The organism is Pseudoalteromonas sp. PB2-1 (assembly GCF_045040605.1).
GTDB classification, from domain to species: Bacteria; Pseudomonadota; Gammaproteobacteria; order Enterobacterales; family Alteromonadaceae; genus Pseudoalteromonas; species Pseudoalteromonas arabiensis.
This window is the reverse complement of the sequence record NZ_CP090667.1, coordinates 2,707,892-2,733,954: the sequence shown is the minus strand read 5'-3', so window position 1 is coordinate 2,733,954 and position 26,063 is coordinate 2,707,892. Positions and strand designations below refer to the sequence as shown.

At 41.8% G+C, this 26,063-nt stretch carries 22 protein-coding genes; 19 read left to right on the top strand and 3 right to left on the bottom strand.

The window, feature by feature from the left end; genetic code table 11:
* Nucleotides 1–6 precede the first annotated feature (6 nt).
* Together L0Z67_RS12795 and L0Z67_RS12790 are read left to right on the top strand one after the other, a co-directional pair.
* Nucleotides 7–1,137 (top strand): sodium ion-translocating decarboxylase subunit beta, encoded by a 1,131-nt coding sequence (locus tag L0Z67_RS12795; RefSeq protein WP_062569613.1) that lies wholly within the window; start codon nucleotides 7–9, stop codon nucleotides 1,135–1,137.
* Between the two features lie 96 nt (nucleotides 1,138–1,233).
* The gene (locus L0Z67_RS12790; RefSeq protein ID WP_165381469.1) at nucleotides 1,234–1,410 is read left to right on the top strand and encodes a hypothetical protein; all 177 of its coding nucleotides are present in this window, start codon (nucleotides 1,234–1,236) and stop codon (nucleotides 1,408–1,410) included.
* Between the two features lie 43 nt (nucleotides 1,411–1,453).
* Here the strand turns inward: L0Z67_RS12790 and L0Z67_RS12785 are convergent, their stop codons facing one another.
* The gene (locus tag L0Z67_RS12785) at nucleotides 1,454–2,545 is read right to left on the bottom strand and encodes an alkene reductase (RefSeq protein ID WP_405128096.1); all 1,092 of its coding nucleotides are present in this window, start codon (nucleotides 2,543–2,545) and stop codon (nucleotides 1,454–1,456) included.
* Between the two features lie 99 nt (nucleotides 2,546–2,644).
* Nucleotides 2,645–3,532 (bottom strand): LysR substrate-binding domain-containing protein, encoded by an 888-nt coding sequence (locus L0Z67_RS12780; protein WP_237114342.1) that lies wholly within the window; start codon nucleotides 3,530–3,532, stop codon nucleotides 2,645–2,647.
* Between the two features lie 110 nt (nucleotides 3,533–3,642).
* On the opposite strand from L0Z67_RS12780, the gene L0Z67_RS12775 reads away from it, so the two are divergent.
* Nucleotides 3,643–4,830, top strand: a complete 1,188-nt coding sequence (locus L0Z67_RS12775; protein ID WP_405128095.1) for an MFS transporter — start codon at nucleotides 3,643–3,645, stop codon at nucleotides 4,828–4,830.
* A gap of 90 nt (nucleotides 4,831–4,920) precedes the next feature.
* Here the strand turns inward: L0Z67_RS12775 and L0Z67_RS12770 are convergent, their stop codons facing one another.
* Nucleotides 4,921–5,478, bottom strand: a complete 558-nt coding sequence (locus tag L0Z67_RS12770; protein WP_062569617.1) for a TetR/AcrR family transcriptional regulator — start codon at nucleotides 5,476–5,478, stop codon at nucleotides 4,921–4,923.
* Nucleotides 5,479–5,739: 261 nt separating this feature from the next.
* On the opposite strand from L0Z67_RS12770, the gene L0Z67_RS12765 reads away from it, so the two are divergent.
* The 16 genes from L0Z67_RS12765 (at nucleotide 5,740) to L0Z67_RS12690 (ending at nucleotide 26,017) form a co-directional block, all read left to right on the top strand.
* Nucleotides 5,740–6,213: a phosphopantetheine-binding protein gene (locus L0Z67_RS12765; protein ID WP_062569618.1), complete on the top strand. Its 474-nt coding sequence runs from the start codon at nucleotides 5,740–5,742 to the stop codon at nucleotides 6,211–6,213.
* Nucleotides 6,214–6,230: 17 nt separating this feature from the next.
* Nucleotides 6,231–7,481 (top strand): beta-ketoacyl synthase, encoded by a 1,251-nt coding sequence (locus L0Z67_RS12760; protein WP_193987685.1) that lies wholly within the window; start codon nucleotides 6,231–6,233, stop codon nucleotides 7,479–7,481.
* A complete protein-coding gene (locus L0Z67_RS12755; RefSeq protein ID WP_237127129.1) occupies nucleotides 7,475–8,542 on the top strand; it encodes a beta-ketoacyl synthase N-terminal-like domain-containing protein in 1,068 nt (355 codons plus the stop codon). Before L0Z67_RS12760 ends, L0Z67_RS12755 begins: the two co-directional genes overlap by 7 nt.
* Nucleotides 8,535–9,809 carry a beta-ketoacyl synthase gene (locus L0Z67_RS12750; RefSeq protein WP_237114339.1) on the top strand — a complete coding sequence of 425 codons (1,275 nt, stop codon included), beginning with the start codon at nucleotides 8,535–8,537 and terminating at the stop codon, nucleotides 9,807–9,809. Before L0Z67_RS12755 ends, L0Z67_RS12750 begins: the two co-directional genes overlap by 8 nt.
* Nucleotides 9,802–10,788, top strand: coding sequence for a hypothetical protein (locus L0Z67_RS12745; protein ID WP_405128094.1), 987 nt, complete (start codon nucleotides 9,802–9,804; stop codon nucleotides 10,786–10,788). The genes L0Z67_RS12750 and L0Z67_RS12745 overlap by 8 nt, the downstream gene beginning before the upstream one ends.
* Nucleotides 10,775–13,627, top strand: coding sequence for an aminotransferase class III-fold pyridoxal phosphate-dependent enzyme (locus L0Z67_RS12740; RefSeq protein ID WP_405128093.1), 2,853 nt, complete (start codon nucleotides 10,775–10,777; stop codon nucleotides 13,625–13,627). The genes L0Z67_RS12745 and L0Z67_RS12740 overlap by 14 nt, the downstream gene beginning before the upstream one ends.
* Nucleotides 13,627–14,388 carry a 3-oxoacyl-ACP reductase FabG gene (gene fabG / locus L0Z67_RS12735; RefSeq protein ID WP_237114336.1) on the top strand — a complete coding sequence of 254 codons (762 nt, stop codon included), beginning with the start codon at nucleotides 13,627–13,629 and terminating at the stop codon, nucleotides 14,386–14,388. The genes L0Z67_RS12740 and fabG overlap by 1 nt, the downstream gene beginning before the upstream one ends.
* 3 nt (nucleotides 14,389–14,391) lie before the next feature.
* The gene (locus L0Z67_RS12730) at nucleotides 14,392–15,159 is read left to right on the top strand and encodes an SDR family NAD(P)-dependent oxidoreductase (RefSeq protein ID WP_405128092.1); all 768 of its coding nucleotides are present in this window, start codon (nucleotides 14,392–14,394) and stop codon (nucleotides 15,157–15,159) included.
* Nucleotides 15,147–16,346 (top strand): DUF1302 family protein, encoded by a 1,200-nt coding sequence (locus L0Z67_RS12725; protein WP_062569626.1) that lies wholly within the window; start codon nucleotides 15,147–15,149, stop codon nucleotides 16,344–16,346. The genes L0Z67_RS12730 and L0Z67_RS12725 overlap by 13 nt, the downstream gene beginning before the upstream one ends.
* A 9-nt stretch (nucleotides 16,347–16,355) precedes the next feature.
* Complete coding sequence (locus L0Z67_RS12720) at nucleotides 16,356–17,180, top strand: outer membrane lipoprotein-sorting protein (RefSeq protein ID WP_062569627.1); 825 nt, start codon at nucleotides 16,356–16,358, stop codon at nucleotides 17,178–17,180.
* Nucleotides 17,181–17,192: 12 nt separating this feature from the next.
* Nucleotides 17,193–19,823 carry an RND family transporter gene (locus L0Z67_RS12715; RefSeq protein WP_062569628.1) on the top strand — a complete coding sequence of 877 codons (2,631 nt, stop codon included), beginning with the start codon at nucleotides 17,193–17,195 and terminating at the stop codon, nucleotides 19,821–19,823.
* Nucleotides 19,824–20,224: 401 nt separating this feature from the next.
* The gene (betI, locus tag L0Z67_RS12710; RefSeq protein WP_062569629.1) at nucleotides 20,225–20,815 is read left to right on the top strand and encodes a transcriptional regulator BetI; all 591 of its coding nucleotides are present in this window, start codon (nucleotides 20,225–20,227) and stop codon (nucleotides 20,813–20,815) included.
* A 1-nt stretch (nucleotide 20,816) separates the two neighbouring features.
* Nucleotides 20,817–22,280 carry a betaine-aldehyde dehydrogenase gene (gene betB / locus L0Z67_RS12705; RefSeq protein WP_405128091.1) on the top strand — a complete coding sequence of 488 codons (1,464 nt, stop codon included), beginning with the start codon at nucleotides 20,817–20,819 and terminating at the stop codon, nucleotides 22,278–22,280.
* Nucleotides 22,280–23,950: a choline dehydrogenase gene (gene betA / locus L0Z67_RS12700; protein ID WP_193987674.1), complete on the top strand. Its 1,671-nt coding sequence runs from the start codon at nucleotides 22,280–22,282 to the stop codon at nucleotides 23,948–23,950. The genes betB and betA overlap by 1 nt, the downstream gene beginning before the upstream one ends.
* Before the next feature lie 129 nt (nucleotides 23,951–24,079).
* Nucleotides 24,080–25,297 (top strand): BCCT family transporter, encoded by a 1,218-nt coding sequence (locus tag L0Z67_RS12695; protein ID WP_062569632.1) that lies wholly within the window; start codon nucleotides 24,080–24,082, stop codon nucleotides 25,295–25,297.
* 12 nt (nucleotides 25,298–25,309) lie between these two features.
* Nucleotides 25,310–26,017, top strand: a complete 708-nt coding sequence (locus L0Z67_RS12690) for a TorF family putative porin (protein WP_062569633.1) — start codon at nucleotides 25,310–25,312, stop codon at nucleotides 26,015–26,017.
* Nucleotides 26,018–26,063: the final 46 nt, after the last annotated feature.

Sequence of the window (26,063 nt, the reverse complement as noted above, 5' to 3'; positions counted from 1 at the left end):
CTAGGGATGGATGGATTATTAAACCTCTGGCATGCAACGGGGATTGCAAACTTTACTTTCCCTGCACTGATCATGATTGCAGTTGGCTGCTTGCTACTGTATTTAGCGATTGCTCGTAGTTTTGAGCCATTGCTTTTACTGCCTATTGGCTTCGGCGCTATTTTAACAAACATTCCAGTGGCTGGTTTATCAGACCCCGGTGGCTTATTGTACTATGTGTATCACATAGGTATTGATTCTGGCGTGTTCCCATTGCTGATTTTTATGGGGGTGGGTGCACTAACGGATTTTAGCGCGCTTATTGCAAATCCACGTATGTTGTTACTGGGAGCAGCGGCACAATTTGGTATTTTTGCGACGTTATTTGGCGCCATTTTACTTAACTTTATTCCAGGCTTTGAATTTTCACTGCAAGATGCATCGGCGATTGCCATTATTGGTGGTGCTGATGGACCAACCGCTATTTTCTTAGCCTCGAAACTTGCGCCTGATTTACTGGGAGCAATCGCTGTTGCCGCGTATTCATATATGGCATTGGTGCCTATTATCCAACCGCCAATTATGCGCGCGTTAACAACAAAAGAAGAGCGTGAAATTCAAATGCCGCAGCTACGTGCAGTATCAAAAAAAGAAAAAATCATTTTTCCATTGATGGTACTCAGTCTGACGATTTTATTTTTACCTGCAGCGACGCCACTTGTTGGTATGTTTTGTTTAGGTAATTTAATGCGTGAATCAGGTGTAGTTGATCGTTTAAGTAATAGTGCACAAAACGAGATCATTAATATCACTACGATTTTCTTAGGTCTTGCTGTTGGTTCTAAACTTGCTGCAGATAAGTTCTTAACTGTAGAAACTATTGGTATCTTGGTATTAGGTGCTTTGGCCTTTGCTATTGGTACAGCATCAGGCGTGTTTATGGCAAAAGGTCTGAATAAGTTTTCTAAATCGCCGATTAACCCTCTGGTGGGGGCTGCGGGTGTATCCGCAGTGCCAATGGCTGCGCGGGTGGTAAATAAGGTAGGTCTTGAAAGCAATCCACATAACTTCTTGTTAATGCATGCAATGGGTCCGAATGTAGCGGGTGTATTAGGAAGTGCCGTAGCTGCAGGTATTTTGTTAGCGATTGTTGGCTAAGTCGTTTACTTCCAACCGACTGGCGCAGTATTTTACTGCGCTTTTTTTTGTCTATAGACTAGAGCCTGAACTTGTCTATTGTGTAAGGAAGCCACAATGAATGTATTTGTTATTTTATTATGCCTGTTTATCGCACTGGCTATTCTTATACCACTACTTGAAAAGTATCATTCAAAAATGGGACTAGATGGTGCAACCAAATATGCTAAGTATATATGGCCGTTAGTGATGATCTCGATGGTGATCCAGCTGATTTATTTATTAGTCAGGTAACACAATAAGGAGCTCGCCAAAATAAGTTGGCGAGCTTTTTGTTTTAGTGCGTTGCTAAAGGATAGTCGGTATAGCCTTTTGCACCGCCACCAAACAAGGTATCAGGGTCGTGCTGTGCAAGTGCAATCCCTTTTTCAATACGCTCAGGCAGATCTGGGTTTGCAACAAACGGACGACCAAAGCCAATTAAATCAGCCCAGCCTTCATTTAATGCTTGCTCTGCTTTATGGCCAGTGTACTTGCCTGCATAAATCATTAACCCAGAAAAGTTTTCACGTAGCGCTTGTTTAAAATTTTGCTCCATTAATGGCGCATCGTCCCAGTCAGCTTCGGCAATATGCAGGTAAGCAACGTTTAGATCATTAAGTACCTTCGCTGCACCAATATAGGTTTCAAACGGGTTATCATCAACCGTACCATTGAGTGTAGTGAGCGGAGCTAGGCGAACGCCTACACGGTTAGCGCCAATTTCATCACACACCGCTTTTGTCACTTGTTGTAAAAAACGTAAGCGGTTCTCTAAACTGCCGCCGTATTCATCAGTGCGTTGGTTTGACTCTGAATCAATAAATTGATTAATTAAGTAACCATTAGCAGCATGAATTTCAATACCATCAAACCCTGCATCAACTGCATTACGGGCAGCTTGACGGTATTCGTTTATAACGCGTTTGATGTCATCAAGGCTCATTGCGCGGGGCAGGGCAGTGGCAACAAAATCGGGTTTATCATCTTCATCAATAAATACTTTAACGCCCTTGGCTGCAATAGCTGAGGGCGCAATTGGTTGCTTGCCACCTGTGTTACTAGGGTGAGACACTCTGCCAACATGCCAAAGCTGAGCGAACATGATGCCGCCTGCTTGATGAACTTTGTCGGTTACTTTCTTCCAGCCAGCGATTTGCTCGGGGGTATAAATACCCGGTGTCCAAGCATAGCCCTTACCTAGGGCTGATATTTGTGTGCCTTCGCTAATAATTAAGCCGGCACTGGCACGTTGTGCATAGTAGTCGGCCATTAACTGATGGGCGATATCACCTGGTTGTGATGAACGAGAGCGGGTCATCGGTGGCATGACAATACGGTTTTTTAATGTGTGACCGGCAAGTTGTACGGTATCGAATAATTTGTTCATTACGGCTCCTTGAAAGCGACTATGCGTTCAGCATAACGAATATTATTTATGAAATTAATGCCAGTAATCACAAAATACTTTTGTTAAAAGTGCAAAAAACTACAGCGTTAACCTTGGTGCTATAAAGTCTAAAAATGCTAATACTCGTGATGACACACCGCTGTTTTGATAATACACCGCATGCACTTTTTCACGGCGATTAGGACTTAGCACTTCGCCTTCAAGCACTTTCACTAAACGGCCTGCTTTTAAATCTTCGTTAATCATAAATTCCGACAACAAGGTAATGCCATGACCTTGAATACAAAGCTGGCGTACCGTTTCACCACTAGATGCACTGATTGAAAATTTAAGATCTAAAGGCGTGGTTAGCGGCCAGTGATTTAAATGCGGCGCATCGGTAAAACCAATAAGTTGTTGTGAGGCTAAGTCGGTTAGCTCATTTAATGGTGGGGCAGCTTGTAAATAATCAGGGCTTGCGACTAGCTGTAGTTTGCTGATGCCCAAAGTACGCGCATGTAAGTTTGAGTCAGCGAGTTCGCCAATCCGAATAGCAATATCGGTTTTATGTTCAAGCAAGTCGATAATGTTGTCGTGGCTGGTGATCTCAAGTTTTATATCAGGGTAAGCGTGGTTAAAGGCCTTTAAATGTGGCGCTAATTGGTGAAACACAAAGGGGCTTGCGGCATCGACTCTTAATTTTCCTGATGGGGCACAGTGTAGAAGTTTTAGGGCTTCTTCACCTTGTGCAAGCTGACTGAGTGCTTCTCTAGCATAGCCTAAAAATAACTGACCTTCTTCGGTCAGCTCAATGCGCCTTGTTGTGCGATTGAATAAGGTAACGTTTAAAGATTTTTCGAGCCGAGTTACCGCCCGTGATATTTTTGCTACTTGCTCATCTAAGGCATTGGCTGCACTTGAGAATCCGCCGGTATCAACCACGCTAATAAATGCTTCTAAATCTTGGCTGTTGGAGATCACGCTCATGGCTATACCTTTTCATTTTTGACAAAAGTATTTTGTCACTATCGCTATTTTTTGCAAATTTAATTTTAGTCACAATAGCCGCACTTTCAAAAATTAATAGAGGATATGTGATGCCAATTGCATTACTTGCATTAACTCTCAGTGCGTTTGCCATAGGCACCACTGAGTTCGTGATTGTCGGCTTAGTGCCAACTATCGCTGATGATTTGATGGTTTCGTTACCGAGTGCAGGGCTACTTGTTAGCTTGTATGCATTAGGGGTTGCGGTGGGGGCGCCAGTATTAACTGCGCTTACCGGACGCTGGAATAGAAAGCATGTATTACTGAGCTTAATGAGCCTGTTTGTTATCGGTAACTTACTGGCTTGGCAAGCACCTAGTTATGGTAGTTTGATCACCGCAAGGATTCTAACAGGCCTTGCTCATGGGGTGTTTTTCTCAATTGGTTCAACCATCGCAACAGGGCTTGTCAGTAAAGATAAAGAAGCCAGTGCTATCGCGATTATGTTTACGGGGTTGACGGTTGCATTAGTAACCGGTGTGCCATTAGGGACTTGGATTGGTCAACATTTTGGCTGGCGAGCGACCTTTTTAGTGGTGTCTTTATTGGGTTTAATCGCACTTATTGGCAGCGCATTTTTAATTCCAAGCAACTTAAAGCAAAGTAAACCCGCCACGTTGGGTGAGCAATTAAAGGTAATGGTGCAACCTAGGCTTTTACTGGTGTATTTGATGACCATACTTGGTTATGGCGGCACATTTACAGCCTTCACTTATTTAGCGCCCATTTTAGAGCAGCAAACTGGTTTTGCATCAGCCACTATTAGCTTAATCATGCTGGTTTACGGGGTGTCGGTTGCTGTTGGTAACATCTACGGCGGTAAGCTAGCCGATAAAAAAGGCCCCATTAATGCGCTTACTATTATCTTTAGTGCTTTGAGCATGGTGCTGTTGGTGTTGACCTTTATCATGCAATCTAAAGTCGCTGCGGTACTGACCGTACTTGTATGGGGGGCATTTGCATTTGGTAATGTGCCAGGGCTGCAAGTTTATGTGGTTAAACTTGCTGAAAAATTCACACCCAATGCCGTCGATGTAGCTTCAGGCTTAAACATTGCAGCGTTTAATATCGGTATTGCGCTAGGCTCAGTGTTAGGTGGCGTTGTCGTTGAAAACTGCTCATTGCAAGACACTGCATGGATAGGCGCTATCATCAGTTTAGCGGCGTTAATTGCAACAAGATACAGTGGTTATTTAGATAAGCGTGAAGCTGTTTTAGAACTGAAGCTAGAAAAATAACAACGCTGAAAGTTAGCTGTACCAACCTTTGCACACTTTTAGTCAAAGGTTGGTGAGCTGGGTAAAAATAAGTTGCAAATGGCTTAACTATTATTTTATCTCATCAACGAGCAAATTAATGATTAAGTTAATAACCTCTGTTTTTGGTAGCGGTAGTGCATTTGATGTAATGGAAAAACCTTCAATAAATGGAATAAGTAATGACACGACAACCTTACTTTTTTGTTCGCTAAAGCCTAACGAGATCAGCAGTAACTCAAGCTCCGTACCACATTTTTTATAGTAGTTTTCTAAACTGGAGAGTACTTTTTCTGAACGGCATGAAATAGCCCAAATTTCTCGAAAAACTTCACACCAATCTTGGATATCGTCAAGGGCAAGTAGGTTACTGATGTAGTTCTTAATGGCTTGAGGGTTATTTTTTAGTTCAATATCACTCATCGAACTACGGATATGATCAAGGCAAACTTCTAAATAAGAATCAATTACTTGAACAATTAATCCGTCTCTGTCTCCAAAATGATATTGCACATTGCTGAGAGTAACACCACTTTTCTCAGCAACTTTTCTGAGAGTGAGCCCTTGATTGCCATTTTCACTGAGCATTTTAGTTGCTGTTTGAATGATAATCTCTTTATTTGATTCCATTTTCACCACACAGTTGTTGAATTTTATATTCCGACCATTCTAGCAAAGAATATTATTTTTTTGTCATACCGCAACTATTTATGTTCATAACCTATCTCGTAGAGAGTTTAAGGAAGCAATAAATTATTCTCTCTAAAAACCTTAAATATTAAATTTTTGTTAACTTTAAAATGTTTCAATTATCATCCTATTGACAATATTGGTCAGTTGACCTAGTGTGTGCGTGCTTTTATTTTTGTTTCTTACATAGGGAAAATTACAGTGGAAATTACAAAAGATGTTGTTGTGGATGTTATTGCAGAGGTATTAGAGCTTGATAAAGATGAAGTCACTTTAGACAGCTCTATCGTAGATGATTTGGGAGCGGATTCTTTAGATTTAGTTGATATTTCTTTTTCTTTAGGAAAAAAGCTGAAAATTAAAATGCCAACTAAAACAACATTAATTATTGCCAGTGAGCTTTGTGCAGATGAAAAGGCCTTTATACAAGGTGGCAAGCTTACTTCTGCAGGCGTTGATTTATTGATAAATAGTCCAAGTCATTATTCACAAAGTGAAATTGATGTGGGCATGGCTGTCAGTGATTTACTTAGTTTGACAACCGTTATGCACTGGTTCTATTTAGCTAAAGATGTGTGTGAACATGCCAGCCAAAATGGTGATGTGTTACTGCAAGAGTATGTCGAACAATTCTGTGTATCTAGAGATATTGAGCTGATAAACGTACCAGCATAATTTGTTAGGGAAAACTCATGCACAAGGTTGTTATTACAGGGATTGGCGTAACTGTTAAAAATCACCAAGACCCTCATACGTTGTTTGCAACTTTAGAGTCTGGTCAGTCTCTCATTGCAGATGACCATATTTTAAAAGGAATGGGGATCGAGGGCGTCGCCAGTAGTCGTATTAGCGATGAAGAAGTTATTCAGCTGCAAAGTCGGTACCCATCACTTGATCAAACTAGGGTAGCACCCTCTGGATTTGCTGGATTTGATGCGTTAACTAAATCAGTAAAAGATGCTGATTTAAACCCAGACCAACTTCGTCAAGCTGGTCTTTATTTTGGTACTAACAAAATACTGCCAACAGTTGATCTTGTACATCAGCTTGCTCAACAAAAAGCGGCAAGCGAAAAATTACCCTATCAATCGCCAGAGAGTGTGGATTATTACAATCCGCAAACGGTTGTCGCGGATATGGTTGAATACTTCGAAATTGGTGGGCCGGTGACATCTTGTGCCGATGCTTGTGCAGCCGGTGCATCAAGTTTGATCTCTGGTTTTAGGCAAGTCTCACGTGGTGCTTTAGATATCGCATTATGTGGCGCAGCCGATTTTGGAACACAACCTGTCATGCAGTTGCTCTTCAAAAACATAGGCGCGCTCAATCAAGCGCAATTATTTAATTGTGCGAGTGAAGTATCAAGACCTTTTGATAGCAATCGTGCAGGTGTCGTGCTTGCTGACGGAGCAGCCTTTGTTGTACTCGAGAGTGAAGCGTCGGCAAAGCAAAGAGGCGCGTCTATTTATGCATATGTTTGCGGGGCTCATCGATGTACCGAATCTTACAAAATGACCTCAACTGAACCTAGCGGTAAGTTTTATGCAGAATGCATGCAAGCAGCCCTTGAAAAAAGTTGCGTCAGTGCTGAGGACATTGACCACATTAGCGCACACGGTACCTCAACCAAGAGTAATGACAGTGCTGAAAGTCGTGCTATTGAACAGGTCTTTGGCAGCCATACGCCTGTTACTTCAACAAAGTCAGCGTTAGGGCATTCATTGGCAGGGAGTGGTGCAATTGAAGTGGTTTTATCTGCATTGAGTATAAAAAACCAAGTCATGCTGCCGACCTTAAACTTTGAATCCCTTGGTGATGATGATGCAAAGGTGAGTGTTGTGAAAAGTGCGACACCTAAAGCAATCAATTATTTGCTTAGTAACTCGTTTGGTTTTGGAGGAGTAAATACAAGCATCGTTTTAGCGAGGGATAGCGCATGTTAAAACCTGTGTACTTATTTCAAGGTGAGACACTGCTGGCGCACAGTACATCATTAGAATCACTACTCACTCATAAAGGCAGGTTAATGAGTACGCCTTTTGAAAGTGCTGACTTAATTAATCACTCCATTTTTATTTCTACGCTAGCAGACGAAAATCTCAAGGATGTTGGCGCTGAGCGCATGGTACGTAAAACCAGTGAGCGTCAAGCTCGTTGGCTTATTGCAAGTGGGGTAAGAACGTGGCGAACTTATTTTAATGAGCCACAGAATAAAGCGGGATTATTTATCGGTTTAGGAACCGTTGACTGCGATGAAGAGGATAATCCTGAGCTCGTTCAAGAACCGACTGCTGAGTGCTTAGCTACCGCGATGTTAGAAGAGAGGCGGCCGCTTGTTTGTTTAGCGTTACTCAACTCTAGTGCTACCAGCCATATTGCACAATTGGCTGGTATTACTGGTGAAAATATGAGTTTTTCGCCATTACTGAGCGCGGGCTTAAATGCCCTATGTGAGGGCTACTTTGCGATTGCTGAAGGGCGTTTGAAACATGCTTTATGTGGTGGCGGGAGTCAAAAAATAACGCCCTGGTCCTTACTTGCCTATGAGTCAATCTGGGCTAATCAAGACAATTACTGGCTAAGTGAAGCGGCGAGTTTTTTTATCGCCAGCGATGAACCTCGTTTAAATGAGCAAGCTGCGATAGGTGTTATGCGTCAAGCATATCGAGCTCGCCTACAAAATAATGCACATGCACTCACTGCACAGGTTAATCGCATAACGGGTTCACCTTTAATAGAAAATCAGCACGTTGTAAAAGTTATCCTCGTTGGAGCAAACCTTGAGCAACAAGATATTACGCTACATGCATTAGGTGGTGAGCTTAAAAGCAGGGCGGTTGTATTGGATAGTTACGTTGGCAACACCATGGCTGCGGCTACAGCAATAGCGTGCAATAGTGCATTGAGCTATTTGCAAGACGCCGAACAGGGCTTCGTTATTGTGATTGCGTTTGGTGATCATGGTGAATTTGGAATGTTTTTGATAGAGGCTAACAATGACTAATCGAGTAGTGGTCACTGGGCTGGGAGTACTTAGCCCATTTGGTGTTGGCGTTGATTCATTTTGGTCTGCTGTAAAGGCAGGTGAAAATGCCGTTGATGCTTGGCATCCTCCTGGAGCAGAAGGCTTTCCTGTTCAGCACGGTGCAACAATTAAGCAAGATACACAAGCGCTGGTGGCTGAGGAGCTGGTTGATTTTAAGTTACCAAAACACATCGAAAGACGTGCAATTTATGCACTTATTGCTGCTAAAGAAGCAATTAACGATGCACGTCTTGAAACTGAGTTGGGTCAAGCAGGGATTGCTGTGTGCAGTGGGGTACCTGAGCTTGATGACGCATCATTACTGGCCCTCGCTGAGCAGCCAAAGGCAAATATTATGAATTATGCATTGACTGAGCGAGAGCAGGCAATAAAGCGTTTTTCAGGAATTAGATGCAGCAATGATGTATTGGCAACCACGTTGGCTGAACAGTTGAATACGTCAGGATTTATTTGCAATGTAAGTGGCGCCTGTGCAGGGGCAACTCAAGCTATCGGTCTTGCATATCGAGCAATCAAACGAGGTGAAGCATCGGTCATGTTATGCGGAGGTGCTGATTCTGTATTGAGCATTCGTACTCTATCTGCATTACATCTATTAGGTGCCACAGCAGAAACACAGCGTTTTGCGAATCAACTTTGTCGGCCGTTCGATCAAGACCGTGCAGGGTTAGTAGCGGGTGAAGGCGGTGCTATGTTGGTACTTGAGAGTGAGCAGCATGCAAAGGCCCGTGGTGCCCATATTTATGCTGAAATTACCGGTTACGGCAGCTCTTTAGATGCTTACAAAGTCACAGCTCCTCACCCTGAAGGATTAGGGGCGATAAGTGCTATGGAAGGGGCGTTACAAAGTGCCGGTATTGGTGCTCAAAATGTTCAGTATATAAATGCTCATGGTACATCCACTCCTTTAAATGATGTTATTGAAACAAAAGCAATTAAATCGGTTTTCGGTAAGCATGCAACGTCGTTAGGTGTATCGTCTACAAAATCAATGATAGGTCACTGGATTGCGGCCGCTGGTGCGCCAGAAGCAATTGCAACAGTTCTTGCCATTCGTGATCAGTTCATGCCAGCCACCATTAACCTAACACAACCCGATGAGGGACTCGATTTAGATTATGTGATGGGAAAAGGAAGAGAGGCCAGCATTAATCATGCGCTATCAAATTCATTTGGGTTTGGTGGAATTAACGCATCGTTAGCTATTGCGAGGTACTATGAATAGTCATCTAAGTTCTGTTGCACTGGTTGGGGTAGCGAGTAGTTTTGCTGACAGTGAATTTTCTTTACTGTTTGATAACCAACCAGAACACATTGCTGTGCCTCGTAAGCTTAAGCGTTATATGGCACCTGCTGCAATTAATTCATTAACAGCTACTTCAGAGGCTTTGGCACATATCAGTTTGGCTGAGCGTGCTACAGAGGTTGGCATATACACGTCTCAAACGGGTTACGGTAGCCCATTTTATTCAGAGTTTAGTGCGGCATTACCTGAGAGCGCGGATTCAGCCGCCCAGACCTTTAAAGCATTATGGTCTAGTGAGCGAGTTAATCCATTTTTAATTACCAATGCCCTGAACAATAACTTGCTGGGTATTTCGGGGTTGAACTGGCAATTAAATGGAGATGCATGTGCGTTTATTCGAGATCAGCTTGGTGCATTTGGTGCATTACAAGAAGCGATAGTCGCCATTGACGCTGGTGAATGTCAGCTCGCTATTGTTGCAATTGCAGGAAATAGCAATGACCCATTGGCAAAGTGGCTGCAAGACTCTGAGTCTGAAATGGCAGAAAAGGTCACAAATGGCGCTACGACGTTAATTCTGGCAAGCGAAGAGTGGCTTTCAAAAACAGGTCACAAAGCCGTAGCAAGACTCAGCATTTTAGCAAGTGGCTATCATCTAAATACTGAGCAGTTAAATACACTCATAGCTGAATACCTTAAACCAAGCCATTTTTTAAGTTATTACATTGAGTCGGCTAAAGGTAAAAATCGTATTTTAGCTGATGCATTAGCCTCTTGTAATGTCGCAAACCATCATCTTAATAGTTACAGCGGCTCGGACATATGCCCAGGGGTTGTTACCTCAGTAGCCTGCAATTTATCAACACTTCGCAAACAAAATCACTCTACAGGCGTGTGTGTGAATTGCGACCAGGCTGGTTTTTACTCATTTGTTAGGATTGAAAATGAATCGTTATAGTCAATATTGTAAGCCATCACTAAACCATGGCATTTATGCGATGGGGTTGGATAGAGTTTTTCATCGTGCAGAAAAAGGCACCTTATTCTATTTAGATGAGCAAGGAAATGAGCAAGCTATTATTGATTTTCTTGGTGGTTATGGTGCTGCGTTAATTGGCCATAATCATCCTCGTATGATAGATGCTGCGATGAAAAACTTTCAGCACCAAGTTGCATTCCACAACCAGTTTTCTGTTCGCGATGCCGCGAGCAAACTCGCTGAACGATTAAATGCACTTTTAAAAGAAGAAAATAATCAACAGGAAGATTTTTATTTCTCTTTTACAAGTACTGGGGCTGAATCGATAGAGGTTGCCATTAAGCATGCTGAAATGGCACGCCGTAGTGAAACGCAGCAATTAATAGAAGAAATGCAATTTGCTCTGTCACAAATAAAACGGTTGCCAACAGAAGGTAAGTTAGAACTCAGTGTGGCGCAGCGAGAGCTGTTAAATTTGAGCGAAGACGCAACACTAAGTGATTTTGTTACTGCTGTGGGTGAATTTAATGAGCAACAGTTAAATATTCAGCCTTATTTTATTGTTCTTAAAAATGCATTTCACGGTAAATTGATGACGTCGATACAACTGACTCATGGGGAGATGTATCGGGCACCATTTGCACACCTTGGCGTACAAGCTGAGTTTTTACCATTAAACGAACTTGATTGTGCAGAAGCTATGCTTAATGACAAGCATAATGCTACTTTATTACTGCCTAAAATCAAAGGTCATACAGTAAAAGTTAGCATTGAGCCATTACGACTGGCTACCGCACTGCTTGTTGAACCCGTGCAAGGTGAAGGGGGGATTCATTGCTTAACAGCCGAACATAGTCTGTGTTTAAAAAAACTTAGCCAAACACTTGGCTGCCCTATTATAAGTGATGAAATTCAGTCAGGTTCAGGTCGCTGTGGGGCATTAACCGCAGGTAGCCAGATTGATTTAAAAGCGGATTATATTGTGCTTTCAAAAGCGCTTGCGGGCGGGGTTGCTAAAATAGGTCTTGTTGCGATATGCAAAAGCAAATATCAAGCGGGTTTTGATATCATTCAAAGTTCAACATTTGGCGAAGATGACCACAGTGCCAACATCGCGCTTGCATTTTTAGACGAGCTTTATGATCCAAACTTAAATTTATTGGCAGCCATTAAGCAGCAAGGTGAGGCAATTAAAGCGCGCCTTGGTGAACTACAAAATATTTATCCTGATATTATTAAAGACATACGTGGTAGAGGTTTACTCATCGGTATTGAGTTTAATGCCGACATGCCGCTTGATTCAATTTGGTTAAAATCAATCGTGTATCAGGGGTTCATGGGCTACATGATTACTGGGTATTTATTTAATAATTATAATATCCGTGTAGCGCCATCTTCTAGTGCGCCAAATGTTTTACGACTAGAACCAACAATTCATATAACAGAACAAGAACTGAGTCAGCTTATTGCTGGCCTGCATGATGTATGTAAGGTATTAAAAAACCAAGATAGCTATCACTTCTTAAAGCATCTTACGACCTCGGCAGAGGTGCGTTCTTCGCGTACAGAGCTTGCTGATTACCGAGCTTTTTATGCCAATTTAGCTCAAAACCACACACCCGCTGACGTTAAAGTGGCTTTTGTAAACCACCTAATCTCTGCCGATTGGATTTGGCAAGTTGACCCTGCAATGGAAGGGGTGCCCGATGTAGAGGCAAAGCTGCTTATTGAGCGTTTAGGTTTTGACTGGCGAGTCGTGCCGTTCCCACCTATGAGAATGACTTCGGTAACGGGTAAAACGGTGGATTTTATCTTGTATCCCTTATCAGTCACGTCAGAACAAATTAGTGTCATGTTAGAAAATAATGACCTTGATGCTATTCGACGTGCAGTGAGTGAGCGTGCGCAAACAGCACAACAAGATGGCTGTAGTGTGGCAGGTTTTGGGATGTTTACGTCTGTTGTGACCAATAATTGTAAGTCTATCCGTGCAACAGATATTGCCTTAACGTCGGGTAATGCACTGACGGTGGGGATGACGAAACTCGCCGTACTGGAGCATATTGAAAACCATGATATGCAGATTGATAAAGTTGCGGTGATAGGCTCAGCAGGAAATATTGGCTCAGTTTACGCCACAATTATGACTGAACACTGCCAGCAGTTAGTGTTGATAGGAAGCGCTCGAATGGGGTCGAAAAAGCGCCTACTAAAAGCGGCATATAAAATTTATAGCGATATTTGGCAGATGGTGACATCACATGCTCCGCTTACAGGAATCGTTAAAGTGGTTGCTGAACACCCAAAATGCCAACAATGGTTGGCTGATGAAGCAGCGGCACCTGTAGATTTACCCGCTGCGTTATTTGAATTATTTAGCCAAAGTAAAGAAGGCCTTGTTGTCATTGCCGATGACATCAGTGAGGCCTATGACTGCTCACTTATCATGTGTGCCACTAATGCATCTGAAGCCATTTTAGATGTGCAAAAGCTCCCTAAAAATGCCCTTATCTGTGATGTCTCTATTCCACATAACTTAAGTGAGAATGATTTGGCGTTACGCCCAGATATAACCTGTATTCGCGGTGGAATTGTTGGTACGCCAAATGGAGAGTCTCTCGATGGCAGAGCACGTGCTTATCTTAGCCAAGGGCAAATATATGCATGTATGGCTGAGTCTGTGATTCTAGGTTTAGAAGGTGTTCAGCAACATTACTCTTATGGTGATTTATGTAAATCGCAAGTCGATGAAATTTTAGCAATGGCTTCACGCCACGGATTTACCTTAGCCGGAAGTAAAAATGAGGGGTCAATGTAATGACTCAGCACTTAGCTAATTTTAAAGCGCGCCCTGTAGCCTGTGTTACAGGAGCAACTCGTGGTATTGGTCGTGACATAGCCCTACATCTAGCAGCGCAAGGGTATGACATTGCATTTGGCTTTCGGGATGAAATTTACGCGAGTAATTTACAAGAAGAACTTGTTGCTTTGGGCGCTAAGGTCTTTTGCCAACCATTAAATTTGTTTGATGCTAAAAACATAAACAGCTTTTTTGATAGCTTAAGCGCAGCACAGTTTGGTTTGGATTTACTTGTGAATAATGCCGGTATTACGAAAGACAACCTCCTTGCAATGATGAGCCAAGAAGAGCTTGAACAGGTCATTCACGTGAACCTTATTGCGCCTATTTTATGTGCGCAAGCGGCGCTCAAGATAATGCTGCCACAAAAGCAAGGTTGCATTATTAACATGTCATCGATTTCAGCAACGAAACCCAACCCAGGGCAAACAAATTACGCTGCAAGTAAAGCGGGTATTGAGGGTTTTACACGAGCCTTAGCGGTGGAAGTTGCCCGAAAAAATATACGGGTCAACTGTATTGCTCCTGGCATCATTGAAACAGATATGGTGTCTGATTTACTAAAAGGAAATGAGCAGCAAGCAAAGTCGAAACTGTTAAGTAAGCGACTTGGGAAGCCCCGAGATATCAGTGCGTTAGTTGCCTATTTGGCAAGCCAACAGGCTGAGTTTATTTCGGGGGAAGTATTTAATGTTAATGGCGGGATGTTGTTAAGGTAAGAAATGGAAAACGTAATTAATTCAGTACTTGTAACAGGAGCTGCTAACGGTATTGGCGCAGCGTGTGTGGATAAGTTTATAGAGCAGGGATGTCGCTATGTTATCGCACTTGATAAAGATGAAGTGAAGTTACATGAAATGCGACATAAATACCGTGATAAAGACATTATTTTTATTGCAATCATTGCCGATTTAACAAGCCAAGACTATTACTCGCAGCTAACTGATGCGCTGCAGCCTCTGGGTCAGTTAGAAGCCATTGTATTGAGCCATGGTATTGCCGATGAGAACGAAATTGCTGAACGGGATATTTTTGCCCGTGTAATGGATGTTAATGTCACTAGTTGCCAGTCAATTATTGCGCAATGTGAAAATAAGCTAGCAAAGGGAAGCGCGGTTTTATTTATCTCTTCAATCCTAGGAAAAATGGGCAACCTTCGAAATACAGCTTATTGTAGTTCAAAGCATGCGCAGTTAGGGATGATGAAAGGTTTGGCAATGGACTGGGCAAGGCATGGTATTCGTGTTAATGCTATTTTACCTTGCTATGTTGATACACCGCTTTTAAGAAGTGAGTTGCAAAAGCAGGCTGATATGGTTGGCTCGACCTTAGATCAGGTAATGCGAAAAGCGAAAAAACGTATTCCGATGCGTGCCTATGTGCAAAGTCGTGATATTGCCGACAGTGCTTACTTTTTATGTTCGCAGCAGGCGCGCATGATCACTGCACAATCTCTGATTATTGATGGAGGCAGTTCATGCGGTGGTTAGCATTAATCGTAATGGGCAGTGCTAGCACCAGTAGTTATGCAAACTTATATATTCAGCCTAATTTAACCACCAGCTTTGGCTATAACGTCTCAGAACATTATGCGACTGAGCAAAGAGTCGAGTTAGCAACAAAGCTGGAATTTAGCACCGAAAATATAGATTTCACTTTTGACGGAAGAGTCGAGCATGACTTTGTGTATAACAACAATGATCGCTTCAGTATTGACGCTCAAGACCAATATGAATCGCGCGCAATTATCGAAGAAGCGTATATTTCCGGTGAAATAAGTAATCGTTTTTGGTCGTTTGGTTATCAGAAAGTTGTATGGGGTGAAGCGGATGACTTACGGGTTGTCGATGTTATTAATCCATTAGATTATAAAGACTTTATCTTTTTCGATATAGATGATTACCGTTTAGCTGTGCCAATGTTCAAGCTTGATTATGAGTATGAAAATGGTGACACGCTAAACATTATCACCACGCTTCAACAGCTGAGTAATGAGTACCCTGCACCCAGAGCCGAGTTCGGTAATAATTATTACCCCAATAGTGAGCAGACACAGTGGGGTAAATATGAATTAGGCTTGCGTTACAGTACATTCGCGTTAGCTACAGATGTTAGCCTTTATGCTTTTCACGGGTATCAAGATGATCCTGTCGTCACTTTGTCGCCAAGCGAGCGCACGCTTTATTCATATGAGAAGTTCTCTATGCTTGGTACGAGTTTAAGCAAACCCATAGATGCATTTGTGCTGCGGAGTGAGTTTGCTTATTTTGATAATTACACAGTGAATGACAGTGACTTGTCTTTTAAAAACGTTAACAAGCTAGAAGCCTTAATAGGGCTTGATTACCGTTATAAAGACTGGACGACAACGCTACAGTTTACTGACCGCATCCTCAATGGATGGCAACCCTCTTATCTTATTCCAAAATCTGCACCCATATACACGGCTTCCGCAGAGAGAGGTTTTTTTGCCAATCAGCTCTATATTCGCGCAGCAGTGAGTTACCTCGACAATCAGGGGGGCGGAGCCCTATCTCAACTTAAGTTAACTTATAAACCTAATCAACAGTGGGTTTTAAAGCTAAATCTCGATCTTATTGAAGGTGATCAAGAAAACTACTTAGGTGCCCAGCAGCAGCGTGATCGTATTTGGTTAGCTGCAACTTATTATTTTTAAGGAGAGAAAATGAAACTAACATGCTTTTTAGCCTCAATGAGTATTGTATTTAGTGCAGCAACGTATGCTGAAGATGCAGATAAAATTTTACAACAAGTGCGTGATCGTAATGATGGCAAGGACTATTTATCAACAGTGACGCTTCGCACTCTAAGTGAAGATAGTGTACTTAATCAGCGTCAGTTTTACATGTTGCAAAAGGATATCGAAAAAGACGAAGTAATGGTGCTCGCCATAAAAGCCCCTGCGGATGTGAGAGATATTAGCTTTTTGATGCGTAGCTTCGAAGAAGGAACAGCTCAAGAAGACGAGCAGTGGATGTACTTGCCTGCATTTAGAAAAGTAAGGCGTATTTCTGCCACTGACAAACGCGGTGCATTTATGGGCAGTGAATATTCTTATTACGACCTCGATAAGCTACGCGTAACAGATTTTGACTCAAAAGTTATAAAAACTGACATGCTAGATGGCGTTGAAACCTATGTTATCGAGCGCGAGCCGAAGTCCCAGGATGTGATTAATAAGTCTGGTTATTACAAACTGGTTACCTGGGTTGATAAACAAAGAAAGTTAATTCTTAAACAGCAGTACTATGATGCAAAAGGTATTCTTTTTAAGCAGTTAGATATCGATAAGGTTGAGAAAGTACAAGACATATGGACTATCACCGCATCTACGATGAGCAACTTTGTAGAGAATAAAAAGAGCACTTTTCTATTTCATGAAACCCTTTATAACCAAGGTGTTGATGATGCAATTTTTAGAAAATCAAAGCTTAAAAGAGGCATAAAAGACAGCGATGTCGCAGAGTTAACTAAAATCTCTGAGTTATAATAGGACACTGAAATGTTAGAGAAATACCTAGATTTTGTTTTTAAATATCCAAAATCGATACTGGCGATATTGTCGCTTATTACCGTTTATTTTTTTATCGCTTCGGCTAATCTAAGTGAGGACAACAACCCTTACTTTTTACCTAAAGATCACCCTGCACGCAGTACTATTTTTGATTTGCGCGATGAGTTTACCGGAACATATGACTCTGTCATGATCGCTTTGCATAACGAAGATACGGTGTTTAATCAGGCATCAATTAACGCTATTTTTGACTTATCTCGTGCCGCAGAGCGAATGAACTATGTTGATGAGACAGATGCTCAAATGCTTCAAGATCTTAAAGCTGATCACCCTGAAAATAGCGAGTTAGTTGCAAGTATTGATGAAATTCTTGCAGATGGTATGACCCCAAGTGATGGCTTGATTGCGCGTGAATTGCTTAATCGCGCAGTTGAGTGGCAGTTAACAACTAAACAGCTGCGCAACTTAAGTGTGTTTGCCGAGCGAGTAGACCCTGTAAGAGAGATGGCAGGATTGTCGTCGACTGAAAATGTATTTTTAGACGAATACGGCACTATGTTCGCACAGGAAACGGTGAATAAGCGAAATCAAGATATTGAGTTTGTAAAAAATGCAGTCATAGATAATGAGTTAATTGAATATGGCCCAATCTCTCCAGATGGCAAAGTCGCGCTTATTGTTGTTGAGTTAAGTATTTTAGAGGACGATGCAACAGGGCAAGTGCGTGCCTACGAGGCATTCAAGCAACTGGTTGCAGATTATCAAATTGCTCACCCAGAGTTAAAAGACGATATTTACATTAGTGGTGTGCCAGTCTTTTTTGCAGCTCAAAAGCAGGTAATAGACCATGATTTTGCGACCTTGCTACCCATTGTTCTACTGTTGATCACCATTATTTTAGCTGTATTTTTCAAAACTATTTTAGGGGTTATTATCCCGTTAATTAATGTTGTGATGTGTACCATATGGACCATGGGAATGATGGCTGTGGTAAACGCACCATTAGATGTGATTACTGCTATCTTACCTGTTTTTCTGCTCACGATTTGTTTATCTGATGCCATTCATGTAATGGCTGAGTACTACCATCAGAAAAAAATTGTTAAATCACGCTTAGTTGCAATTCGCAGTGCAATGATACTCATGGCTTCTCCCGTTGTTTTAACTACTATCACAACATGTTTAACGTTTATTGTGTCAACTTCATCAAGTATCGAGAGCCTCAGAAACTTTGGGTTATTCATTTCATTTGGTATGTTTGTAGCCTTAATTATTTCACTTTTATTAATCCCTGCATTACTGGCTCTGTTTCCGAAAAAAGACATTTTTAAACAGCAACACGCGCAAAGTAGTAGTGACGTTAGTAAGAAGTACTTTATAAGTCGATTATTAGTCAGTGCACTCACCCCTGTAATGGCAAATAGAAAAATGTTTACAGTTATTTTCATTGGCTTATTTATCGGGTCTGGCTTTTTAGCGTCAAAGGTTCGCGTTGACGATATGGGTTCTGGTTATTTTCCAAAACAAAGTGATTTTCGTATCTCAGATGATTTTATAAATAATCATATAGCAGGCACGAGTCCAGGTTGGATCGAAGTAGATACCGGCAAAGATAATGGCGCATTAACGGTTGAAATCAGTCATTTCATTGACCGTTTAGAACAGCATATCCATCAGCATGAAACAGTGAACTATAGTTATTCTCTGGCACGTTATGTGAGACGAATAAACTACACGCTTAATGATTTTAACCCTGAATATAACCGACTACCAGAGGATGTTGAACGCTTTATTGAGATTGATGAAGATACACAAGAGCCCTATGAGATCACCATTTCAGGAAGCGACATTATTAGGCAGTCTATTCTTATGTTTGAAAATAGTGGCGGTTCAGATGTAACGAATGTATTGAGTGAAGATTTTTCTAAAACAGTATTACTCTATACGCTAGGGACCACGGTGGCTAATGATTATCAAGCATTTTTAGATCATACCTTACCGTGGATCGAAGCAAATAAACCAGATGGTGTCACCATTACCCACGCGGGTTCCCCCATTATTTGGACCGCGGTGTTAGATGCCTTGGTTAAGAGTCAAACGGTCAGTGCATCGATTGCATTATTAACGGTTTTACTTGTGATGATGGCTTGGTTTAGATCGATACGTCTTGGTTTAGCTGGAACACTACCGCTATTATCAACGGTGATGATCTACTTTGCGCTTATGACGCTGTTAAATATTGAGCTAAATATTGGTACTGCCATTATTTCATTCCTAGTACTGGGGATTGTTGATTATTCAGTGCACTATATATTAAGAATTCAGCATGAAATTAAGAATGGCTTTACAATTAACCATGCGCTGGTAAATGCAATGAGAGTAAGTGGTCGCGCAATTATTGCAAATGTCTTAGTGTTTAGTATTGGCTTTATCGCGTTATTATTTTCACAGCATCAAGCCCTTATCGACCTAGGTGCCTTAGTTGGTTTATCGCTGCTCATTAGTGGCTTAGTCACGCTGTTTGTTATTACTTTATTTGCGCCGTGGTTCTTTAAAGACCAGTTAAACGCATCGCAATCGAGCAAGACCATGGCCGTAATGAATGAGGCCAGAACATAATTATTTAATCTACCCACGTACTTTGTCGTTGCGCTTTCGTTAAATAACAGCGAAAGCGCATCGATGGAGTGCTTTTTTGAGTGTACTTTGCATATCCCTCGCACAGCTGCGACTCACAAAATCAGTTTTAGTTAGCAACATACAAAGTGCTATCTCATTTTGTCTGCGCAAAAGAATAAAAATCTCGTTATTAACATGATTTAGCCATAATTCATGCTTTTTAATCTTGATTTTGAAAAAAACTTAAAACTTTTTTATATCTCGAATAATAAACCTAATAACAATCGCTTAGCTTAAGTGAGTGATGTCATTTTGTTGTTGTTTACAATTTGTCAACCTTGAATTGCCAAGATGATTACCTTAACCTTTATTTTAATTGAACGTTCAATCAATAAAAAATTATGCCGAAAGTTGGAATGGAACCTGTTCGTCGTCAGCAGTTAATTGACGCCACAATAGAGTCGGTTGCAGAGCTTGGTTTGCAAGGCACCACCATAAATAGCATTAGTAAAAAGGCAGGCTTATCGTCTGGCATTATCAGTCATTATTTTGGTGGTAAGCAGGGCTTAATTGAAGCCACTGTGCGGTATTTATTGACGAGCTTAAAGCAAGCTCTGATGAATCAAGTAACGCCGCAGACCAGTCCAGAGCAACGATTAATGTTTATCGTTGAAGCAAACTTTTCGCGCATTCAGCAGCAAAGCAATAACACCAAAACCTGGTTGAGCTTTTGGGCGCATTCAATGCACGACGCCCAGTTGCATCGCTTACAAAACGTAAATAGTAAACGTTTATTTAGTAACTTATTAAGCTCATTCAAACAGTTAATGAGCGATAGCGATGCTAACCTAGCTGCTGAGCTAAGTGCAGCCATGATCGATGGTTTATGGCTAAGAGCCGTATTAAGTAAGTCAGACCAAGATCAATTCGAAAATTGTGAGCGATTAGCCAAAGACTACATTCGTTCACTGATAAAACAGTACGGAGCCTAAAATGACCACACCTGTTTACGAAAATTTTATTAATGGCCATTTTTTAAAAAATCAAACTGGCGACACCTTTGCAGTAACGAATCCTGCAACGGATGAAGTGATTTATCACGTTGAAATCGCTGATGAGTTTATTCAAAACGCGGCAATCGAAAGCGCAAAACAAGGCTTTGCAGCGTGGTCTGCCATGACGCCAATTGAGCGTAGCCGTATTTTATTAAAAGCCGTGGCAATCTTACGCGAACGTAATGATGGACTGGCAAAAGTAGAAGTACTTGATACGGGTAAGCCTTGGCAAGAAGCTGAGTGTGTCGATGTTGAAACAGGCGCCGATGTAATTGAGTACTTTGCTGGTCTTGCTCCTGCGCAAGTGGGTCAGCAACAAATGGTTGGCAATGACTTTTACTACACACGTAAAGAGCCTTTAGGTATTTGTGCAGGTATTGGTGCATGGAACTACCCACTGCAAATTGCTTGTTGGAAATCAGGCCCAGCACTGGCTGCGGGTAATGCGGTTATTTTTAAACCTTCAGAAGAAACACCCCTTGGTGCAATTAAACTCGCAGAGATTTTTATCGAAGCGGGTGTACCTGCTGGTGTATTCAATGTCGTGCAGGGTGCAGCTGAAGTAGGGCAATGGTTAACAGCAAACCCAAATATTGAAAAAGTGTCGTTCACTGGTGAAGTGGGCACAGGCAAAAAAGTAATGGCAAGTGCTGCCGGCTCACTGAAAGATGTGACCATGGAGCTTGGCGGTAAGTCACCATTATTGGTGTTTGATGATGCCGATGTATCACAAGCTGTTAGTGCGGCAATGCTAGGTAATTTTTATACGCAAGGCGAAATCTGCACTAATTGTACGCGCATTTATGTGCACAAAAATGTTTATCAGCAGTTTATTGATGAGCTGAAAACACGCACTGAGCAAAATATTATTGCTGGCGACCCAATGGATCCTGAGGTGAATTTAGGGGCGCTTATCTCTAAAAAGCACCAAGAGCTTGTACTTGGTTATATTGATAAAGGCATTCAAGAAGGCGCAACATTACTAACAGGCGGTAAGGCACTTTCACCTGCATCTGCACCAAATGGCTACTTTGTTGAGCCGACCGTTTTTGTCGACTGTAAAGATGACATGACCATAGTGAAAGAAGAGATCTTTGGCCCAGTGATGAGCGTGTTGGTGTTTGATGATGAAGATGACGTTATTCAGCGTGCAAACGATACGCACCTTGGTCTGGCCGCAGGCGTGTTTACGAAAGATATTCAGCGTGCACACCGCGTGATCCACCAATTACAAGCCGGTATTTGTTGGATAAATAGCTATGGTAATTCACCTGCAGAAATGCCAGTAGGTGGTTATAAGCAATCAGGTATCGGCCGTGAAAACGGTATCGAAACTTTAGATCACTATACCCAAACTAAATCGATTTATGTGGGTATGAGCAATATAGAGAGTCCATTTTAATGAGTACACAGAACTATGATTACATCATAGTCGGTGCTGGCTCAGCAGGCTGCGTGTTGGCAAACCGACTATCAGCAGACCCTTCCAATAAGGTGTTATTACTTGAAACGGGCGGTAGCGATAAAAGCATTTTTATAAAGATGCCTACTGCGCTATCAATCCCAATGAATACCGACAAATATGCATGGCAATTTCATACCGAGCCAGAGCCATATTTAGATAACCGTCAAATGCACTGCCCACGAGGCAAGGTGTTAGGTGGCTCATCATCGATTAACGGCATGGTGTATGTACGTGGTCATGCCAAAGATTTTGATGAGTGGCAGCAACACGGTGCTAATGGTTGGGACTATCAAGCATGCTTACCGTATTTTAAACGTGCTGAATCATTCTATTTAGGTGGTAACAACTACCGTGGCGATAATGGCCCATTAGGGGTTAATAACGGTAATGAAATGGCTAACCCGCTTTATAAAGCCTTTATCAAAGCGGGCCAACAAGCCGGTTATGCGCAGACTGATGACTACAATGCAGCCCAGCAAGAAGGCTTTGGGCCAATGCATATGACTGTTAAAGATGGTGTAAGAAGCTCTGCCAGTCGTGAATATTTAGACCCAGTTAAGTCACGTAAAAACTTAACACTAGTCACCGGTGCCTTAGCTGAAAAAGTTCTGCTGGAAGGCAAAAAAGCCGTGGGTGTTGAGTATTCAGTATCTGGCTCTAAGCAGCAAGCACTTGCAGCAAAAGACGTTATTTTAAGTGCGGGTCCAATTGGTTCACCGCATATTCTGCAATTATCAGGTATTGGTGATAAAGACATCCTGAGTGAAGCGGGTGTTGAGGTTAAACATCACTTACCAGGTGTTGGCCAAAACTTACAAGATCACTTGGAATTTTATTTCCAATATAAATGTAAGCAACCCATTACTTTAAACGGCAAGTTAGGTCTTGTTTCAAAAGGACTCATTGGTGCGCGTTGGTTATTAAACCGCTCAGGTTTAGGGGCAACAAATCACTTTGAATCATGTGCATTTATTCGCTCAAAACCGGGCGTTGAATGGCCTGATATTCAGTATCACTTTTTACCAGCAGCAATTCGTTATGACGGTAAAAGTGCCTTTGATGGCCATGGTTTCCAAGTGCATGTTGGGCATAACAAACCGAAAAGCCGTGGTGCCGTGACAATTAAGTCGGCGGATCCACTGGTGGCGCCTAAGATCCAATTTAACTACTTACAGCATCAAGATGATATTGAAGGCTTTAGAGCTTGCGTTCGCTTAACTCGTGAGATTATTGAACAAAGTGCGTTTGATGAGTATCGCGATGGTGAAATTCAACCAGGTAAAGATGTTCAAAGTGATGAAGAAATCGATGCCTTTGTTCGTCAAGCGGTTGAGAGTGCTTACCATCCGTCCTGTTCGTGCAAGATGGGTGAAGACGAGATGGCCGTGGTTAACTCGCAAACTCAAGTACACGGTATTGAGGGGTTACGGGTGGTGGATTCATCTATCTTCCCAACCGTTCCAAACGGTAATTTAAATGCGCCAACCATTATGGTGGCAGAAAAAGCGGCTGACCACATTTTAGGTAAGCCTGTGTTATCGGCATCAACTGCAGATGTTGCTATGGAAAAACAATGGCAATCAACGCAGCGTAGTTCGGAGATCTAATAAGGCCACCCGCAGTATCGGCTGTGGGGCTTGCAGTGGCGCGCATCACGAGTTGTTTGTGATGCGTTAATGCGAGGAATAAAACTGGAGAAACAATGAAGTATTACTACTTATTTTGGGGGGGTAACTATGACCTTTTGGCTTAGTGCTGGCATCATTTTTACCCTGTTAGCAATTGCGGTTATTTTATTTAAATGGGGTAGGGTAAGGTGTGTTGGCGTCACACCGGTTAGAACGTTTACGTTCATTGCAATTTTATTTACATCGGGCCTAGACGTTGGCTTGATTATGTTTCCACTGACAGAGTTTGCAGGTTATGCAGACATAAAAGCAAGCCCAGAGTATGCGTTTGCCAATCCATTAGCCATTGAGTTTGGTTATTGGGGCTTCTTGATCTGGGGATTTTATTTCCTTACGTGCTTTTATTTCTGTGTAATAGAACCCAAAGTAAAGTTCTTTGAAATTGCTTGGGTAAAACTAATTAATAACATTGTTATTATTGGTACATGCGCATTTACTGCATTTTTACTGCTGTCGAATTTACCTTGGTATTTACCGTCACTTGGTGATGGTGAGTCAATTATTCCGACATTCTACTTAATGGTGTTTGCAGCGATTTGTTTTGCTGTGTATTCGAGCACAGACATTAAATATGTGCGCTTTTTAAGTATTTCTACTACGTGGTTGTTTATCGCTTTAATCGCCTTTATGTGGTTTGGTGCCTTTGTTGGCTCTGATGCACAAACATCAGCATTTGTTGATAACCTTGCGCTGATTGGTGGTTATTTTGGTAATATTGATGAATTTGTATTACCGCTGAATGATTACCATGCCTTTTATCTATTTTGGTGGTTTGCTTGGAGTATTATGATTGGTCAATTTACCTCGCGTTTTGTGGGGGGCTTAAAGACTTACCAAGTACTGGCAGCTATGTTGATTTTCCCATCTATTCCAATCGCAATTTGGTTTAGCGTTTTATATCAATATCATGAAGCGGGTATTGCTACAGCAGGTTTGAAAAACATCGCTATGGTGTTTGTCGGTGTGGTGTTTGTGATCAATTCACTTGATTCTTTGATCCGTTTATACACAGATAACCTAAACTTAACGGTGAAACGTTTTGGTAAGTTTAATTATATTGCCCTAAATGTGGTGGCGCTTTCACTATTGACTCTGTTGTTTAAGTTCGACTTTTTACAGATCCAATGGGTTGGTGCGCTAGTGATTGCGTTATTTTTCGGCTGCGCAGTATTTATTGGCTACAGCAAGTTAAAAACGGTGAAAAACATCGAGGGCTCACCAAAAGACAACAAATTAGATTACACAAAAATAGAAACAGTTAGCTAAGGGGAAACCAACATGACAACAAGACAAACACTACTCGCAACAGTGTTGCCACTGGCACTACTATCGACATCAGCGATGGCTGATTTATCGACTACAGTTACTCTGGCATCAGATTACACTTTTAATGGTGTGAGCCAAACGCAAAATGATCCTGCTATTCAAGGTAGTCTAGACTATGCGTTTGCAGACTCTGGTATGTATGTGGGTACGTGGGCCTCAAATGTAGATTTTGGTGAGGGGACAGATATTGAATGGGATGCGTATTTCGGTAACTATGTTGAACTAAATAGTGCTCTTAGTGTTGATTATGGTATTGCTTACTATTCATATCATGGTGAAGGTCATTCAAGCGATGGTAATTACCCTGAGGTTTATACTAAATTTGGTTATGCCAGTAGCTTAGGACAAACGGAGCTTAACTTTTGGTATAGCTGGGACTACTTTGGTTCTGGCGCAGGGCATGTTATTTCTATGTTAGCGCATACCTTTGAAATTGCACCAAACCACGCAATCCGTGCCAGCTTTGATATTTCAAATTCACTGGATGGTGATAAGTACACATGGGATGGCAGTGATAAGTCATATAACCACTATCGCATTGCTTATCAAACAAGCTTTGCAGGTTTTGACTTTGAGCTTGCCGGTGAAAATACCAGCCTTGATTGGGATACCGCAGACGAGCGCATTGTTGCGTCTATCTCGCGTAGCTTTGATTTATAAATACAGTTTTATAAGTAAAGCTTTAATAACGAAACGGCTAAACTTG

Bases quoted from the DNA above. Each gene is read 5' to 3' on its own strand.
- L0Z67_RS12695 (WP_062569632.1), top strand. From the start codon at position 24,080: ATGACCTTTTGGCTTAGTGCTGGCATCATTTTTACCCTGTTAGCAATT.
- L0Z67_RS12750 (WP_237114339.1), top strand. From the start codon at position 8,535: ATGACTAATCGAGTAGTGGTCACTGGGCTGGGAGTACTTAGCCCATTT.
- L0Z67_RS12755 (WP_237127129.1), top strand. From the start codon at position 7,475: ATGTTAAAACCTGTGTACTTATTTCAAGGTGAGACACTGCTGGCGCAC.
- L0Z67_RS12770 (WP_062569617.1), bottom strand. From the start codon at position 5,478: ATGGAATCAAATAAAGAGATTATCATTCAAACAGCAACTAAAATGCTC.
- L0Z67_RS12730 (WP_405128092.1), top strand. From the start codon at position 14,392: ATGGAAAACGTAATTAATTCAGTACTTGTAACAGGAGCTGCTAACGGT.
- L0Z67_RS12725 (WP_062569626.1), top strand. From the start codon at position 15,147: ATGCGGTGGTTAGCATTAATCGTAATGGGCAGTGCTAGCACCAGTAGT.
- L0Z67_RS12760 (WP_193987685.1), top strand. From the start codon at position 6,231: ATGCACAAGGTTGTTATTACAGGGATTGGCGTAACTGTTAAAAATCAC.
- L0Z67_RS12790 (WP_165381469.1), top strand. From the start codon at position 1,234: ATGAATGTATTTGTTATTTTATTATGCCTGTTTATCGCACTGGCTATT.
- L0Z67_RS12690 (WP_062569633.1), top strand. From the start codon at position 25,310: ATGACAACAAGACAAACACTACTCGCAACAGTGTTGCCACTGGCACTA.
- betA (WP_193987674.1), top strand. From the start codon at position 22,280: ATGAGTACACAGAACTATGATTACATCATAGTCGGTGCTGGCTCAGCA.
- L0Z67_RS12740 (WP_405128093.1), top strand. From the start codon at position 10,775: ATGAATCGTTATAGTCAATATTGTAAGCCATCACTAAACCATGGCATT.
- betI (WP_062569629.1), top strand. From the start codon at position 20,225: ATGCCGAAAGTTGGAATGGAACCTGTTCGTCGTCAGCAGTTAATTGAC.
- betB (WP_405128091.1), top strand. From the start codon at position 20,817: ATGACCACACCTGTTTACGAAAATTTTATTAATGGCCATTTTTTAAAA.
- fabG (WP_237114336.1), top strand. From the start codon at position 13,627: ATGACTCAGCACTTAGCTAATTTTAAAGCGCGCCCTGTAGCCTGTGTT.
- L0Z67_RS12715 (WP_062569628.1), top strand. From the start codon at position 17,193: ATGTTAGAGAAATACCTAGATTTTGTTTTTAAATATCCAAAATCGATA.
- L0Z67_RS12775 (WP_405128095.1), top strand. From the start codon at position 3,643: ATGCCAATTGCATTACTTGCATTAACTCTCAGTGCGTTTGCCATAGGC.
- L0Z67_RS12745 (WP_405128094.1), top strand. From the start codon at position 9,802: ATGAATAGTCATCTAAGTTCTGTTGCACTGGTTGGGGTAGCGAGTAGT.
- L0Z67_RS12795 (WP_062569613.1), top strand. From the start codon at position 7: ATGGATGGATTATTAAACCTCTGGCATGCAACGGGGATTGCAAACTTT.
- L0Z67_RS12785 (WP_405128096.1), bottom strand. From the start codon at position 2,545: ATGAACAAATTATTCGATACCGTACAACTTGCCGGTCACACATTAAAA.
- L0Z67_RS12780 (WP_237114342.1), bottom strand. From the start codon at position 3,532: ATGAGCGTGATCTCCAACAGCCAAGATTTAGAAGCATTTATTAGCGTG.
- L0Z67_RS12720 (WP_062569627.1), top strand. From the start codon at position 16,356: ATGAAACTAACATGCTTTTTAGCCTCAATGAGTATTGTATTTAGTGCA.